The 16,464-nt window shown below is 61.9% G+C and carries 11 protein-coding genes; 9 read left to right on the forward strand and 2 right to left on the reverse strand.

Features of this window, described 5'->3' with window-relative positions; genetic code table 11:
* Together Q5064_RS04990 and Q5064_RS04995 are read right to left on the reverse strand one after the other, a co-directional pair.
* On the reverse strand, positions 1-2,851 hold a 2,851-nt coding region (locus Q5064_RS04990; protein WP_302962788.1), incomplete at its 3' end, for a DEAD/DEAH box helicase.
* A gap of 6 nt (positions 2,852-2,857) precedes the next feature.
* The gene (locus Q5064_RS04995) at positions 2,858-5,893 is read right to left on the reverse strand and encodes a hypothetical protein (protein ID WP_302962790.1); all 3,036 of its coding nucleotides are present in this window, start codon (positions 5,891-5,893) and stop codon (positions 2,858-2,860) included.
* A 265-nt stretch (positions 5,894-6,158) separates the two neighbouring features.
* On the opposite strand from Q5064_RS04995, the gene Q5064_RS05000 reads away from it, so the two are divergent.
* The 9 genes from Q5064_RS05000 (at position 6,159) to Q5064_RS05040 (ending at position 15,922) form a co-directional block, all read left to right on the forward strand.
* Complete coding sequence (locus Q5064_RS05000; protein WP_302962791.1) at positions 6,159-7,364, forward strand: prephenate dehydrogenase/arogenate dehydrogenase family protein; 1,206 nt, start codon at positions 6,159-6,161, stop codon at positions 7,362-7,364.
* The gene (gene aroA / locus Q5064_RS05005) at positions 7,354-8,688 is read left to right on the forward strand and encodes a 3-phosphoshikimate 1-carboxyvinyltransferase (RefSeq protein WP_302962792.1); all 1,335 of its coding nucleotides are present in this window, start codon (positions 7,354-7,356) and stop codon (positions 8,686-8,688) included. Before Q5064_RS05000 ends, aroA begins: the two co-directional genes overlap by 11 nt.
* Positions 8,688-9,359, forward strand: a complete 672-nt coding sequence (cmk, locus tag Q5064_RS05010; RefSeq protein WP_302962794.1) for a (d)CMP kinase — start codon at positions 8,688-8,690, stop codon at positions 9,357-9,359. Before aroA ends, cmk begins: the two co-directional genes overlap by 1 nt.
* A complete protein-coding gene (locus tag Q5064_RS05015) occupies positions 9,359-10,231 on the forward strand; it encodes a 1-acyl-sn-glycerol-3-phosphate acyltransferase (protein ID WP_302962796.1) in 873 nt (290 codons plus the stop codon). Before cmk ends, Q5064_RS05015 begins: the two co-directional genes overlap by 1 nt.
* Before the next feature lie 2 nt (positions 10,232-10,233).
* Positions 10,234-11,088: a 4-hydroxy-3-methylbut-2-enyl diphosphate reductase gene (gene ispH, locus Q5064_RS05020; RefSeq protein WP_302962797.1), complete on the forward strand. Its 855-nt coding sequence runs from the start codon at positions 10,234-10,236 to the stop codon at positions 11,086-11,088.
* Between the two features lie 9 nt (positions 11,089-11,097).
* Positions 11,098-12,534, forward strand: coding sequence for a DUF512 domain-containing protein (locus Q5064_RS05025; RefSeq protein WP_302962799.1), 1,437 nt, complete (start codon positions 11,098-11,100; stop codon positions 12,532-12,534).
* A gap of 58 nt (positions 12,535-12,592) precedes the next feature.
* Complete coding sequence (gene der, locus Q5064_RS05030) at positions 12,593-13,906, forward strand: ribosome biogenesis GTPase Der (protein ID WP_302962800.1); 1,314 nt, start codon at positions 12,593-12,595, stop codon at positions 13,904-13,906.
* Between the two features lie 3 nt (positions 13,907-13,909).
* Entirely contained in the window at positions 13,910-14,617 is a 708-nt protein-coding gene (plsY, locus tag Q5064_RS05035) for a glycerol-3-phosphate 1-O-acyltransferase PlsY (RefSeq protein ID WP_302962801.1), read from the forward strand.
* A 306-nt stretch (positions 14,618-14,923) separates the two neighbouring features.
* Positions 14,924-15,922 (forward strand): NAD(P)H-dependent glycerol-3-phosphate dehydrogenase, encoded by a 999-nt coding sequence (locus tag Q5064_RS05040; RefSeq protein ID WP_302962802.1) that lies wholly within the window; start codon positions 14,924-14,926, stop codon positions 15,920-15,922.
* Positions 15,923-16,464 lie beyond the last annotated feature (542 nt).

Raw genomic sequence — 16,464 nt, forward strand, 5'->3', positions numbered from 1 at the left:
CATCGGAATGGGGGTACATTGTCCAGATATCTTTATTAAGCCTAAATTTCTCTTTTATGGTCGCTCTTGGACCGACGAGGTATTCCTCGCCCTTGAAAAAACCGTCCAAGTATTGCGTTGTGAACATGAAGAGGTCTTGCAGGATCTTTAGTGAGCTCTCACGGGAGAGATCCATGCCATAAATCTTTTTTGCGTATTTACGTATGAATGAGCTGCGTTTGTTCTCAGAAGTACCTGTGGACGTGCCTGCGAACTGCACTACATCCTTAGACAGAGAAGCGCTCTCATCTCCGAGGATGACTATGTTGCCGCGCTTCTCGTGATTTTCTCTGAGATCTGGTACGCCTTCTGGGACTTCTATGACGTTACGCTCGCGAAGTAGTTCCAGGCACACTTTGACGAATAAAACGTAGTCCTCGGTAGTGAGCCAATTGATGCCGTCTGTGTCGAGCTGTCCTACGCGCTTCATAATAAGTGCTTGCACTTTGGGATGTGAAAAACCTTCGTTGAATTCAGTGGGTTCTATCCTCACGATGCCAAGGCCTTCCAGGCTGTTACGAGAGTCTTCGGCAGCAAGTTCATCGAGAAGCCAGGCGGTGGCTTGCCCCCTCTTGTCTGACCCAAGGAGGCCTGGATATCGTTTGTTGGCAGTGCTTGCGATCCAGTTTACTACCATGCTGGGTTTGCAGCCTTCTCCGCCGGTGGATTTTGCTTCGACGGCTTCTCTGATGAGCTGGCGTCGTGTGATGCTTCCGTAAGTTCTTTCCATAGCTGGTGCAAAAAAGGCGGCATCCTGTCGCTTGTCAGAGAAGCATATAACGCTGCCTGCCCTGCACTCTTCGTTAAGATCGGCAAACCAATCGTCATCGTTGGGTTCCTCCTTGTTGAAAGGCGGAATCTCTCTAACTAGATCGTAGCAGACAACGCTACCTGCAGCCTCTGGGGAGACTCTCATTGGCTGAATTGCGACTCGGGATTGGTATCCGCAATGTCGACAGCGGGCGGTTTCTTCGTCCGTCCGTTTGCCTTCGGTCTGATTGAGCGCGATTGGCACACGAGGAACTTCCTCGTGGCTAAAACGGTGCAAACCTCCCTCGGCTTCGTTGTGGAGCGCTCCGCACACGGGGCATAGCCACTGGATTTCTTCATCGGGATCTTGTTCCGATTTATCTGCAAGCACGCGATAATAGATTCTCGGAATAAATTCGTCATCGGAGTCTGTGCCTTCATGTCTAGGGTTTAGCCATGCTGTTGCGGTTCTTCCCACTGGTTTTTCTGCGCCGAGGATGTAGGCTTGGCCGCAATGGCGACAGACTGACACTTCGTATACCGGAGTGTCGTTTTCTTCGTTGTAGCTCTCGGCAATGGTTTTGTTGGGGGTGAGCTTGCGAGTGTTCAAGTTCAGGAATATGCCTTCAGGCGCTCGCAGGAACGAATGGAAGCGACTCGTGAGGATGGGCACATCCTCTGAGCGCTGCGCCGAAGAAAGCACTTCAACCATGGAAGTGAGAATCTCGATGCCTTTCTCGTATTCCATCGGTCCGGCAATTCCCAATTCCCGGATGCACTGAAGGTCGGTGAGGTCGAAGAGACTCTCGCAGCGTCTAATGAGCCGAGAGGAGGATTCCTCTCCCAGGAGTACTTTGCCGAGTCCCACCAGTGGGGGCTCGCCTTTTATTCTTGAGATGACGTCCTCTGGCACACCGGCGGATGTGAGCACCTCGCAAATCGCTGGCTCATCTGCGGTCTCGGGATCGAAAAGCGTCTTGCGGAGGTCTGTCCATGCGCTTAAGGGGAGCATGCCCCAGGGTCTCTCGTCTAATGCGTCTTGGGGCCGATCCTTCTCGCTCGTGATTACGTCCAGATCGCTGCCCTTATTGGAAAACGGCTCGCCAAATAGATCCTGGGCAAACAAGGCGACTTTTGGCATATCCTCCTCGGAGCCGATTGTTGCAGAGGTTGCGTAACAATGGAGGGCAGGAAGGCTTCCGGTTTCCGATTCGATTCGAGCTTTGAGACGGCGGATGAGATATGCAATTTCCGTACCAAGTGCGCCTGAATAGACATGGGCCTCGTCGATAGCAATGTGTCTCCAATTTGCGCCGAACGCGTTGCCGAACAGCGGTGCGTCTTCAGGGCGTAAGAGGAGGTACTCGAGCATAGAGTAGTTTGTGAGTATGATGTTTGGCGGGTTCTTACGAATCTCTTCTCGTGAGATGATCTCATTGGGAAGCTTGGCCTGGCCTGGATTCTCCTCTTTCCATTTAGCGAGAGCCTTGGATTCGTGCTCTTCGGTGTCACCTGTGTAGCGACCAAAGGTGATCTCGGTGTCTTTCAGCAACAATCGCAATCTTTTGATCTGGTCGTTTGCCAGAGCATTCATCGGATAGAGGATCATGGCGCGAATGCCAGCGGAACGTCCAGTCTCTTCAAATTCCTTAAGTATGTCGTTGAGGATAGGCAGAAGAAAACACTCGGTCTTTCCCGAGCCAGTGCCAGTGACTACGGCGTAATTTCGTCCACTGGCAGCCTTTCTGATGGCTCTTACCTGGTGAACGTAAAGGGGACGGTCGGGGTTGAAGTTGTGGGGGTCGCCTCCACCCAGGTGCATCATACTTTTGCAGAGAACTCCCTCATCTACTAGTTCTGCTACAGTTTTGTCCTTCCGATACGGGGGCGCTGTCTCAAGGAACGGCCCCTTGGCAAGGTAGCCAGGCTTGCGAAGTATCTCCTCTAGCTGGTTTTGCAGATCTACATCAGCAAAGTGAATAGTTGTGGCAATGTACTCACGGTAGGAGTCTTCGACTTTGCGTGCCGTCTCGATCGGATTGAATTCTTTGGTCTGACCCATAGTTGCCTACCTTTTCAGAATGAATTTAGCCGCATATTCTCTCTCGGGATTCTCGAACAAATCGCTTGGTGACATCTCCACAATGATCGTTTTCTGTGCGTCCAATAATCTAACTACCTTAGAAGGAAGAACCAGTTCCGCAGATCCCGCGGGCACAAAGGATTCGGCGACTAGTTTCTTGCCAACTTTTCTCTTGAATTCGAAGTAGACGTCGCAAGCGGGTTCGCCCTCGAAGCGAAGTACGTGTTCAGCTACGCTGGTGACTAGCAGTTTCCAGCCTAGGATCCCGATTCCCTGTGCGCAATCGAGCATTTCAACTTCGGTCCACGCGGGTCTGGAAGAATCTTGTGTTACGTCATCACCATAGATCAGTGAAAACGTCAGGGGGAGGTTGTTTGGCGTGGAGCCATCGGTTTGTTGGAATGAGCTAGCATGTTTGAATAGATTAAACTCGTGCTCGCCAGGCTGCTTGAGTTCCTTGAAGAAGATGGGTTCCAGTCCGAGCATTACTATCACTGCTCTGTTGTATCTCCATCCTTTAGCAACGATCTTGAAGTTGGCAGCGCTTGGGCCAAGATCTAGTGCATCTGCCAGACAGACGGGACGCTTTTTCGATATGCGAGCTAGCTTGTCGGGAACCTTAACATCTATCGCAGCCAGTGCTAATTTCGCATGGGTTTCCTTGCCGCTTTCTCTTGAGCGTATGCGAAGAGGCAAGAACTCGTCTTTGAGGAGGACTCTTGCGGTGTACTTGCTCCAGATATTGACGGTTTCAGCCTCTTTCTGGGTGTCGACGATGTCAATTGCAAGTACGGCTTGAAAGCTATATTCCGCAACGGGGATACCAAAATCTAGGCTGATGGTGGTTGGCTTAAAATCTTGGATTGGGATCACAGCAAATCTGTACTTGAAGATCACCTTGCCACCAGCGGATTTCTGCCTTGCTTCTATCAGGCAGCTTTCGATATGTCGGTCGAAAAGGATTGATTCTTGTGGAACGAGTGCGATTCGTGCTGCATTTGATTTTCCGTAACTGTCTGTCCACAGAACGTGACGCGGTATTGATACCCTTTGCTCGTCGCAGGTGCAAAAAATATCGAGGTCGTCGAGAGCCGAGAGGCCATCGAACGCTTCTATGGTTATTGATGGGAGACCGCCGTTGGTGCCAAGCTTGCACGGCGCGTAGCCGTACAGGTCAATGCCATCGGTTGTTTCTCCAATAATACGTCTCCTGTCAATCTTGGCGGCATAGCGTTCCTGCCAAACGGCAATCTCTTCACCAGTCAGTATGTTCACAATTGAGCCGGTTGCCCCCGGTTCAACATCGTAGATGAAGATCTGTGTGTTGTCCCAGTCACCGGAGGTTTCATACTCTGAGACCGCGGTCATGCCCTGTCCAGGCTCAATCTTGAATCCATCTTTTACGATGTAGGCGATGCGGCGCTTCTTTGCAATCTTCTCATTTCGTCCTCGCAGGCGATAGAGCCCCTTGGCGTCCTTGATGAACTCGAAGCAGCCGGGTTTGCTTCTAGCAAATGATTGATGCAAAGAGCTTGCTTCTTCATATTCGCCTGTTTTTTCGTCTTGCAGCATGAGTTTCAACTCGATATCGTATCGAGCTTGCGGTTTGACAGCAATGCTCGAAGCCTTAAGGATGCATTTTCCCACGCTTACATCGAACGAGGAAATCAACTCCTTCTTCCCGTCGACATAGTAGTCGATTCTGTCGGTGGCAAAATGCAGAGGAAATTGTTGCTGCGGCCAGCGTATCGATACAATGCCTTCCGCGAGATCTAGCTGTAAGCTGGCCATGGGGAGGTAGACGAGGCGCTGTTCGCCTTGGCGCTTCTCGCGAGGAGAGTTTGTTGAGCGCAATCTTGTTGTAACCGTCGTTCGTTCTCGGCTCTTGCGAAGCGCTTCCATAGCTGCTTCTGGTAAGCCGAAATTCGAAAGCATCGCGTAACCGCTCGAATCCTTTTGTGAGCTTTCAACCTGGGATGCAACGCGCATCGAGGCTTCAAAAAGTGGGGCGATGGTTGAGTTCGGGGCCTTCTCGAGAATGTTGAGCACGGCTTTGCTGGGTGCGAAGCGACTTTCGGGATTCTTGAGCTCTTTGAGAATGGAATGTCCGTCCATTTCGGCGCCGAAACCGTAGTTTCCGGCCGCAACTTCTTTAGCTAATGGAAGGATAGACTTTTCCCATAGATTGACCCAGGCGTCTGCCGACAAACCGCCATGAAGCAGCGCAGTATAGAAGTAGTAATTTGTTTCCTCGTCACGAGCGTATAGCGGCATTCCGCGACGCTCGACGTGATTCGCAAATGTTTGCTTGAATAGACTCTGGACGTTACTGTCGTGGATATTGAGTTCATCGAAGAAATTGCCCCATAGATTTCCCTTGTTGTATACGTTGCGGGCCCTGTCGGCAACGTACACTATAAAGGCATTTCGCAGGTGTCTGTCGATTAGGCTTAGGGCAACACGTGGTTGAGCCGAGTAGAAGTCGAAGAGTTGTTCAAAGGTGTCGCAAAGTTCATCAAGATCCGTTGAAAATTCCTCGAAAGCCTGATAGACCATGACGTCTTCAAATTCATCTTCGAGATCTTCGAAGACTTCCTTTGTCCGTTTTTCGAATCCTCTCAGCGCATCAGTGAACGGTGTGGGAGGAAGACTGACAGGGCCATCGCCTAGAAAATACGAACGGGAGACAGTTGGGGCCACTGTCCTCTGAATGCTATCCCTACGAGAGTTTTTTGCTGTTGCGAGTATCCTCTCAACAGCGGCGGTATCCACCTCTCTCTTTTTCAAAACAGAGGCAGCAAAGGCAACAGGATCTGCGCGATACCGATTCTGAAGCCCTATAATTGCATCCGACTCTTGCCAGCCAAAGAGATCATCGACTTTCTTCTCAGGGAGATCCAAGAGTTCGGGTAGGACTTCAAACCCCGCGCGTTTTATCAGGCGTCTAAGGCTTGCGCTGCCGAGGTTAAGTTCAGTGATGGGCGTTACCCTCAATCGCTCAATAATGTCTTCTTCGCTCATTCGCGCTTCCCAGAACGTTAGAATGGTAAATATCGGCGGTGTATTCCCCATCGGTATTGTACCACCGCATATGATGGTATGGCCTCAAGGAGAGTGGCACAAGCTCATGCCGGAGATCGATACGTTGGAATTGTTAAGCTAACGTATCGCATAGCATTGGTGGTATTCCTTCGCGGGGATTGGGCGAATCGTGGGGCGGCGGTTGCGGGGTTCGTATACAATGGGAGGGAACTGGTGCTTGAGGGATTGAGGAACAGATACTTCCATGATTGATGATACGAATCAAAACGCCGCGGCATCGGACGGCGACGCTGCGGCTGCCGCGCTCGGGCCTTTCGCCTCGGTGGCCGTTATCGGCTTGGGACTCATCGGGGCCTCGCTGGCCGCGGCCCTGGCCGACAAGATGCCCTCCGCGCGCGTCTTCGGAGTGGATACCGACCCTGCCGCCTGCGCCGCCGCTGTGGAGCGCGGCTGGTGCGTGGAGGCTGGCGGTCCCGACGACGCGGCCTTCCGCGCCTTCGTCGAAGGCCCCTGCGAGCTTGTGGTCATCGCCACGCCCGTGGCGGCGGTGGACGACTACCTCACGCGCCTGCGCGACTGGGGCTATACGGGGCTCGTCACCGACACCATCTCCACCAAGGGCCACATCCTGGCCGCCGCCGAGGAGCTTCTGCCCGCGCCTGCGCGCTACGTGCCGGGGCACCCCATGGCCGGCTCCGAGCAGAGCGGTATCGCCGGGGCGCGCGCCGACCTGTTCGAGGGCGCGAACTGGATCCTCTGCCCCGACGAGCGCACCGCCCCCGAGGACTTCCAGCACCTCCACGAGTTCGTGTGCGGCCTGGAGGCCCGCGTGGTGTCGCTGCGCCGCGAGGAGCACGACGCCGCCGTGGCCATCGTGAGCCACGTGCCCCACATGGTGGCCTCCTCGCTCATGCAGCTGGCGAGCGCCCATGCCGACGACACCGGCTCCATCATGCGCTTGGCGGCCGGCGGCTTCAAGGACACCACGCGCATCGCCGCCGGGTCCCCGAAGCTGTGGTGCGGCATCGCCTTCGACAACGCCGAGGCGCTGCGCGACGGCCTGGCCGAGATGGCCGCCATCATCGGCTCGTTCGCCGATGCCCTGGCCGCAGGCGACCGCGACACCTTCACGCGGCTGCTCGCCGAGGCCGCCGACGCCCGCCGGGCGCTGCCGGCCGCCTGGGTGCCCTCCACCGAGAAGCTTCTGGAGGTGCGCATCCCCATGGTGAACCGCACGGGCGTGGTGGCCGAGGTGTGCACCATTGCCTCGTCGGTGGGCTGCAATATACAATCCATTGACATCGACCACATCAGCGAGGGCAACGCCGTGCTCTCCCTCATCCTTACCGACGAGGGCGACGTGGGCGCGCTGTCGCTGCAGCTGATCAACGCCGGTTTCTCCGTATCGTTCAGTCCGATTATGCCGAAGGAGTACGCTCATGTCGACTGAGAACCTGCCTCCCTACACCACCATCGAGCCTCTGGGCGGCGCGCTCTCGGGCGCCTGCCGAGTGCCCGGCGACAAGTCCATCTCGCACCGCGCGGTGCTCTTCGCCGCCATGGCCGAGGGCACCTCGCACCTTGAGGGTGTGCTCGATTCCGAGGACGTGCGCGCCTCCATCCGCGCCGTGGAGGCCCTAGGCGCCACGGTGGAACTGCGCGCTCAGGCCGACGGCACGCTCGCCGGCACGGTGACCGGCTGGGGGGCGGAAGGCCCGAGCCAGCCCGACGCGCCCATCGACTGCGGCAACTCCGGCACCACTGCGCGCCTGCTCATGGGCATCGTGGCGCCGTGGGACATCGTCGTGACCATCACCGGCGATGCCAGCCTGCAGAAGCGCCCCATGCGCCGCATTGTCGCGCCGCTCGCGAAGATGGGCGCCACCTTCGAGCCGGAAAGCCCGGAGACGCTGCCGATTACCGTGCACGGCACCCGCCGCTTGCGCCCCATCGAGTACGCGAGCCCCATGGCCTCGGCCCAGCTGAAGACCGCCGTGCTCCTGGCCGGCACCTTCGCCGACGGCACCACCACGGTGACCGAGCCCGCGCCCTCGCGCAACCACACCGAGCTCATGCTGCCCGAGTTCAACGTGCCCACCACCGCCGGCACCCGCGTGGCCACGGTGGAGGGCCCCGCCGAGATGCTCGCCTCCGACGTGGTGGTGCCGGGCGACCCCTCTTCGGCCGCCTTCATCGCCGCAGCCGCCCTGCTCGCCCCGGGCAGCGCCGTGCAGATCGAGAACGTGTCGCTGAACCCGGCCCGCATCGGGTTCGTGCGCACCTTGGAGCGCATGGGCGCCTCCATCGAGGAGTCCTACCGCGGCGCCGAGGGCAAGGAGCCCCGCGGCACCTTGAGCGTGCAGTACACGCCGGTTCTGCGCGGCTGCGAGGTGCCCTCCCAGCACATCGCGTCGGTCATCGACGAGATCCCGGTGCTGGCCCTGGTGGCGGCCCATGCCCGCGGCATCACGGTGTTCCACGAGGTGGGCGAGCTGCGCGTGAAGGAATCCGACCGCCTGGCCGCCATCATCGAGGGCCTGGCCCAGCTGGGGGTGGACGCCTGGGAAGAGGGCGACGACCTGTTCATCGAGGGCAACCCCGACCTCACCGTGCCCGAGGGCCTCGTGTTCAACTCCCATGGCGATCACCGCCTGGCCATGACCTGGGCGCTCGTGGGCGCCTGCGGGCGCGTGCCGGTGTCGGTGACCGACTTTACCTGCGTGGCCGTGAGCTACCCCGATTTCCTCGCCGACCTGAAGGAGCTGGTGCGCTAATGATCGTCGCCATCGACGGGCCCTCCGGGGCCGGCAAGTCCACCGTGGCCAAGGCCGTGGCCAAAGAACTCGGCTTCTCCTGCCTCGATACCGGGGCGATGTACCGCTCCATCGCCTGGCAGGCGCTGCAAAACGGCGTCGCGCTCGACGACGATGCGGCCTTGGGGGAGGTGGCCCGCAGCTACGACATCTCCTTCGGGCACGTGGAGGGCGACCCCGTTCCCCGCCGCGTGTTCATCGGGGACGCGGAGGTGACCGAGGCCATCCGCACCGCCGAGATCGACCGGGCCGTGAGCCCCGTGTCGGCCGCGCCCTCGGTGCGCGCCGCCCTGCTCGACCAGCAGCGCAGAATCGGCAACGCCGGCAACTACGTGGTGGAGGGCCGCGACATCGGCACCGTGGTGTTCCCGGATGCGGCCGTGAAGGTGTTCCTCACCGCATCGGACGAGGAGCGCGCCCACCGCCGCGTGCGCCAGAACGTCGACCGCGGCATCGGCTCCATCGACTATGAGGAGGTGCTCGCCGACCTGCGCCGCCGCGATGAGGCCGACTCCTCCCGCGCCACCGCGCCGTTGCGCGCGGCCGACGATGCCGTGCAGATCGACTCCACGAGCCACTACATCGAGGAAGTCATCGACCAGATCTGCCAGCTCGCTCGAGAGGCGCGGTAATGTTTCTGAAATACTCCGACATGTGGGACATGGACCTCGGCGGCCGCGACCGCGAGCGCGGGGAAATTCCCCATTGGTTCGGCAACCTGGCCTGGATCGTCATCGGGGGCCTGTGCAAGCTGCTGTTCCGCTACCGGGTGGACAACCGCCAGAAGCTCCGCGCCTTCCAGGGAGCCGAAGGCGCGCTCGTCATCTGCAACCACACCTCGTTCTTCGATGTGGTGTTCATGTACCTGGCCGCCCGCCCGAAGCAGTGGGTGCGCCTCATGGGCCGCGACAGCCTCTTCGACAACGCCCACGGCCTGCTCGGCCAGATCCTCTCGCGGGTGGGCGCCTTCCCCGTGAAGCGCGACACGGCCGACATGACCTCCATCAAGCGCGCGGTGCGCATGCTGAAAAACGACGAGCTCGTGGGCATCCTGCCCGAGGGCACGCGCCGCGGCAAGACCGACCGCGTGGCGTCCATCCACGCCGGCGTGTCGGTGATCGCCCGCATGGCGAAGGTGCCCATCCTGCCCATGACCGTGCGCGGCGTGGAGAAGATCAAGAACAAGGGCGAGCGCGTGCGCTTCCCCAAGGTGACGGTGGACTACGGCGACCCCATCCTCGTCGGCGACTTCGACTTCCTGCCGAAGGAGGAGCGCGTGGAGGCCTGCACCTGGTACGCCATGCGCGAGTGCTTCGCGCTGTACTACAACACCGCTCCCGAGGACGTGGACATGGCGGCCCTGTTCCCCGAGACGCGCGACTATGCCCCGGTGTTCGCCGAGCATCCCATCCCGCGCCACACGAGCGAGGAGCTGGCCGAGGCCGCCCGCACCAAAGCCGCCGCAAAGGCCGCGAAGGACGCGGAGAAGGCCGAGAAGGAGTAGCCGTGGAAGTGATTCGCGCGAAGCGGGCGGGGGCGTGCTACGGGGTGCAGCGGGCGCTCGACATGGCCGATGAGGTCATCGAGGGCGGAAGCCGCGCCTTCACGCTGGGGCCGCTCATCCACAACCCGCAGGTGGTGGCCGACCTGGCCGAGCGCGGGGCCGAGGCCGTGGAAGGCGTGGAGGCCATCGCCTGGAGCGGCGAGGGCGAGGCGCCTGCGGTGGTCATCCGCTCCCACGGGGTCACGCCCGAGGTGCTCGCCGCCGTGGAGGAGCGCGGTTTCGCCGTAGTGGACGCCACTTGCCCCCACGTGGCCCGCGCCCAGGCCGCCGCCGCCGAGCTCGCCGAGCAGGGCTGCCGCGTGGTCGTGGTGGGGGAGGAGGGCCATCCCGAGGTAGAAGGCCTTACCGCCTGGGCCCGTCAGGCCGGCGGCAAGGTGGACGTGGTGGCGAGCCCCGCCGACATCCCCGAGGGGCTCTACGACCCCGTCGGCGTAGTGGCCCAGACAACGCAGCGGCGCGAGAACCTGGAAGCCGTGGTGGCGGCCCTGGCCGAGGCGGGGCTTTCCCCCCTCGTGAAGAACACCATCTGCTCGGCCACGCGCCAGCGCCAGGAGGCCGCGGCCGATCTGGCCGCCGACGTGGACGCCATGGTGGTCATCGGCGGCCGCAACTCGTCGAACACCACGCGCCTGGCCGAGGTGTGCGCGCTCACCTGCCCGCGTACCTTCCACATCGAGTCTGCAGACGAGCTGGATCCCGCGGCTTTCACGGGCTGCGCGCGCGTGGGCGTCACCGCCGGTGCGAGCACGCCGGAAAACCAGATCGCCGCCGTGGAAGCCTTCCTGCGCACCTTGTAGGGAAAGCCGATGCCCACTTACCCGGGAAAAGACATCGAGCGCGAGGCGGCCTGCGGCGGCGCCTGCCCCCGCACGCCCGCCGAGGCGGCCGCGGCGGCGTGGGGCGGTCCGGCGGCGCGCATCGTCGCCGTGGAGCCCGAAAGCCCCGCCGACGACGCGGGGTTCGCGCCGGGCTGCTACCTGACCAGCGTGGACGGCGAGCCTCTATGCGACATCATCGACTGGCGCTGGCTCGCCTCCGACGACGTTATCGCGGTGGGCTACATCGACCTCGACGGCGAGAGCGGGGAAGTGGAGCTGGAGCGCGACCCGGGGGAGGACTGGGGATTCGCCTTCGATGGCGTGCTGTTCGATTCCGTGAAGCTCTGTCGCAACGCCTGCGTGTTCTGCTTCATGCGCCAGCTGCCCGACGACGTGCGCCCTTCGCTCGTGCTGCGCGACGACGACTTCCGCCTGAGCTTCCTGTCCGGCACCTTCGTCACGCTCACGAACTTGAAGCCGGAAGACGAGGCCCGCATCATCGAGCAGCACATCAGTCCCTTGCGGGTGAGCCTGCACGCGAGCGACCCCGACCTGCGCCGCCGCATGATCGGGCGCCATGCCGACCACGGCCTGGCCGCCTTCGACCGCTTGTTGGCGGCCGGTATTAAGGCCCACGCCCAGATCGTGCTCATGCCCGGGGTAAACGACGGTGAGGCCCTGCGCGAGACGCTGGAATGGGCGTGGGCGCGCCCGAACATCAGCGGTGTGGGCATCGTGCCTCTGGGCTTCACCAAGCACCAGACCGCGCTGCACGAGAGCTTCACGACCCCCGAGGCGGCGCGCGGCGTCATCGAGGTGATCGCCCCCTTTCAGGAGCGCGCCCGCGCTGAGCGGGGAGGGCCGTGGGTTTTTGCCGCCGATGAGTTCTACGTGAACGCCTACGGCGCGGAAACTCCCGCCCATATTCCGCCGGCGAACGACTACGGCGACTACGACATGTTCGAGGACGGTATCGGCATCGTGCGCAGCTACGTGGACGAGTTCGACGAGGCCTGCGCAAACGGCCTGGCCGCCCGCGCCGCCGACGCCTTGGCGAGTCGCAACCTGCAGGCCCGCTACATCGTCGGCGAGGCCATGCAGCCCTTCCTCGACACGATGATCGAGCGCAGCCCCTTGGCCGGCCGCCTCGTTCCCCTTACCGTGGGAAACGACTACTTCGGCGGCAACGTGAACGTCACCGGCCTTCTCTGCGGCTGCGACATAGCCGCCGCAATCAGACACGAAGAAGGCGAGCTGTTCCTCATTCCGAGCGTCATCTTGAACGACGACGGCATCACGCTCGATGACATGACCGTGCAGGATATCGAAAACGCGGCCGGAGCGCCCGTGTCCGTGGTATCCTGTAACCCGCTCGACTACCTGCCCGAGATCATCGCGCTTATCGAGCCCGAGAACGTCGCATAGGCTCTCGTGAGCCCCGTACCGCGGCCGCCCCGCCGCGCGAATAGAAGAGGAACCTGCCATGGCATTGCCAATCGTCGCCATCGTCGGCCGCCCGAACGTGGGCAAGTCGACGCTGGTCAACCGCATCGCCCAAACGAGCGAGGCCATCGTCCACGAAATGCGCGGCGTCACGCGCGACCGCAGCTACCACAAGGCCGACTGGAACGGCGTGGAGTTCATGCTCATCGACACCGGCGGCATCGAGATGGGCGGCGATGACGCCTTCCAGGGCTCCATCCGCTCCCAGGCCTTCGAGGGCGCCCGCGAGGCCGACGTCATCATCTTCCTCGTGGACGGCAAGACCGGCATCAACGCCGACGACGAGGAAGTGGCCCGCATCCTGCAGAAGGCCAAAAAGCCGGTGTTCCTCGCCGTGAACAAGATGGACAACCCCGCCCGCATGGACGAGGTGTGGGAGTTCTACGCCCTGGGTCTGGGCGATCCGTGGCCGGTGAGCGCCCAGCACGGCAACGGCACGGGCGACTTGCTCGACGAGGTAGTAAACGAGCTGCGCAAGTGCGACCTTGCCCCCGAGGAAGAGGTGGAGGCCATCAACGTGGCCATCATCGGACGGCCGAATGCGGGGAAGAGCTCGCTCACCAACAAGCTCACCAACAACGACCGCTCCATCGTGTCTGACGTGGCCGGCACCACCCGCGACGCCATCGACACGCTCGTGGAGCACGAGGGGCAGATGTACCGCATCGTGGACACGGCGGGTTTGCGCCGCAAGAGCCAGATCGACGAGGACGTGGAGTACTACGGCTTCGTGCGGGCCATGCGCGCCATCGACCGGGCCGATGTGGCCCTGCTCGTCATCGACGGTACCTTGGGCCTCACCAACGAGGATCAGCGCGTGGCGGGGTATGCCGCCGAGCGCGGCTGCGCCATGGTGATCGTGCTGAACAAGTGGGACATCGTGGAGGGCCCCGAGGCCAAGGAGAAGATCCGCGAGCGCATCGAGGACCGCATGACGTTCGTGGGCTACGCGCCGGTGGTGGCCATCTCGGCGCTCACGGGCAAGCGCGTCGACCGCATCTGGGGTGCCATCGACGAGGTGTACGCGAACTACAGCCGCACCATCCCCACCAACCAGCTGAACACCTGGCTCGCCGGCATTCGCGAGACGGGGCACACCGTGTCGAAGGGCAAGGCCGTGCTGCGCATGAAGTACCTCACCCAGACCGGCACCTGCCCGCCCTACTTCACGTTCTTCGTGAACCGGCCCGACGTGGTGGATGACAACTACGAGCGCTACCTGGAGAACCGCATGCGCGAGGCCTTCCCGCTCACGGGCACGCCTGTCCGCTTCAAGTTCAAGAAGAAGGACTAGCCCATGGCAGCGGTAATCGGTTGGCTGGTTCTGGCCTTCGTCGTCTCGTTTTTGCTCGGCTCCATTCCCTGGGGCGTCATCATCTCGAAGCTGGCCTTCAAGAAGGACCTGCGCGAGGAGGGCAGCGGCAACATCGGCACCACCAATGCTATGCGCACGCTGGGGAAGGCCGGAGGTGCCGCGGTGTTCGCGCTCGACTTCGGGAAGGGCATCGCCGCAGGGGCACTGGCGGCCTACCTGTTTGCGCGGGCCATCGCACAGGTGCCGGTGGACGCGTCCTCGGCCGACGGGCAGGCGCTCCTTACCGCCTTCGGCCCGGCGGGCGTGAACCCGGTGGCGCTTGCGATGGCGCTCGCCTTCGCCGGCTGCACGCTCGGGCACATCTTCAGCCCCTGGCTCAAGTTCAAAGGCGGCAAGGGCATCGCGGTGGCCGCCGCGTGTCTCTTGTTCGTCTACGGCCCGGTGGGCTTCCTCGTGGAGATCGTCGTGTTCGCCGGCGGCATCGCTCTCACGCGCTGCGTGTCGGTGGGCTCCATCGCCGCCGCGGTGGTGTGCCCGCTGCTCGGGTTGTATTTCTACTGGGGCCAGTGGGTGCCGTGGGCCATCATCTTGGCCACGGCCTGCGTGGTCATTTGGGCCCACCGCAGCAACATCGCCCGCCTACGCGCCGGCACCGAGAACAAGATCGGAAGTAAGAAGGAATCACGGTAGCGATTCCCCGAGATCGGACTTACGGGTAGCGCTCAGTCGCTCAGACAGTCCTCGCTCGGCGGAAATGTCCACTGGACATTTCCGTTCGCTGCGGAACTCGCTTGGTGAGCACCACCCGAAAGTCCTCTACGCTCAACCACGGTTGAGTGAAGCGGAAACGGCGGGTGTCTTGACCGAGCGAGTTCCGCAGCGACTGAAACAGGACTCAATGTCCTGTTTCACGAAGCGAGGACTGTTTGAGCGAATCAAGGTACTCGGTGGTTCCGCCCTCGAGGGGCTTCGGGCGAGCAAGTGAAAGGAACGTGAATGAAAGTAGCCGTTATTGGAGCGGGGAGCTGGGGGACGGCGCTCGCGCTCGTTCTGGCCGAGGCCGGCCACGACGTGATGCTGTGGGCGCGCACGCCCGAGGTGGCCGAGGCCATCAACGCCGAGCACCGCAACCCGCGCTATCTGTCCGACTACCGCCTGCCCGACGCTATCCGTGCCACCTCGGTGTACGCCGAGGCGTGCGAGGGCGCCGAGGCCGTGGTCATCGTGACGCCGTCGGCGGCCCTGCGCGATGTGGCCCGCGATCTGGCGGCGCTCATCGGCGAGAGCACGCCCGTCGTCATCTGCTCCAAGGGCGTCGAGGAAGCGACGGGGCTTCTGCCCATCGACACCTTCGCCGCCGAGCTGGGCGCGCCCGAGCGCATGGCGGTGCTGTCGGGCCCGACCCATGCCGAGGAGGTCATCTGCCGCAAGCCCTCGGCTGCCGTGGTGGCCAGCGTGTCGGAAGCCACGGCGCTGTTCTTCCGCGGCCTGTTCGCCACGCGCTTCTTCCGCACCTACACCTCCACTGACGCGGTGGGCGTGGAGCTGTGCGCCGCCTTCAAGAACGTCATCGCCATCGCCGTGGGCATCTCCTACGGCATGGGCTTCGGCGACAACACGGCGGCCATGCTCATCACCCGCGGTCTGGCCGAGATGAGCCGCATGGTGGTGGCCGCGGGCGGCGAGGCCCTCACCTGCATGGGGCTCGGGGGCGCGGGCGACATGGTGGTCACCTGCATGTCGCAGCACTCGCGCAACCGCCGCTTCGGCGAGCAGTACGTGGCCCGCGGGCTCACGCTCGCCGACTTCACGGCCCAGACCCACATGGTGGTGGAAGGCGCCATCGCCTGCAAGACGCTTGCCACGCTGGAGGAGCGCTACCAGGTGGAGCTGCCCCTGACCGATACCGTGCGCGCCGTCGTCTGGGGCGGAGTGGCTCCCCAAGAGGCCGCCGCAACCCTCATCGACCGCCCCCTGCGAAGCGAGTTCTACTGAGTTCCCCGATCCTCCGGCCCGAGATGCGGGACGGAGGCGCCGTGCTCAAACAGTCCTCGCTCGGCGGAAATGTCCACTGGACATTTCCGTTCGCTGCGGAACTCCGCGCGGACCCCCGCCCCGCATCTCGGGCCTTCTCTCCCAATAACGAGCCTTTTTCTCAGGTTTCGCCAGGTAAACGGGGTGCATACGCCGTTGCAACCAAAGGGCCTTCCCGCTTGTCGGCGCGCGGGAAGGCCTTATTGTTGTCATCAGCCGAACGGAGGGGTTCTCAATCGGGGCAACCCGAAGGCCGCCGTTCGGGCCTTGACAAACTATCACAGCGCTTCCGTCGCACCGTCTCCTGCGTGAACCCTCCTCTCTCCTCTCTCTCAAAACCCTCGCGGCGGAAACCAATTCCATGCGCACGTTTCCCCTTCTCCTCCGTGCGTACTGAGCTTGAGGCCCTCCGGTTCCCCTGCCGGAGGGTCTCTCTTTTTGCCGCCTTCCCGTCTCCGATCAGGGGTCATGGGCGATTACCCCCTTGCGGTTTCGCGTCTGAT

The organism is uncultured Adlercreutzia sp., from assembly GCF_958431955.1.
Lineage (GTDB): Bacteria > Actinomycetota > Coriobacteriia > Coriobacteriales > Eggerthellaceae > Adlercreutzia.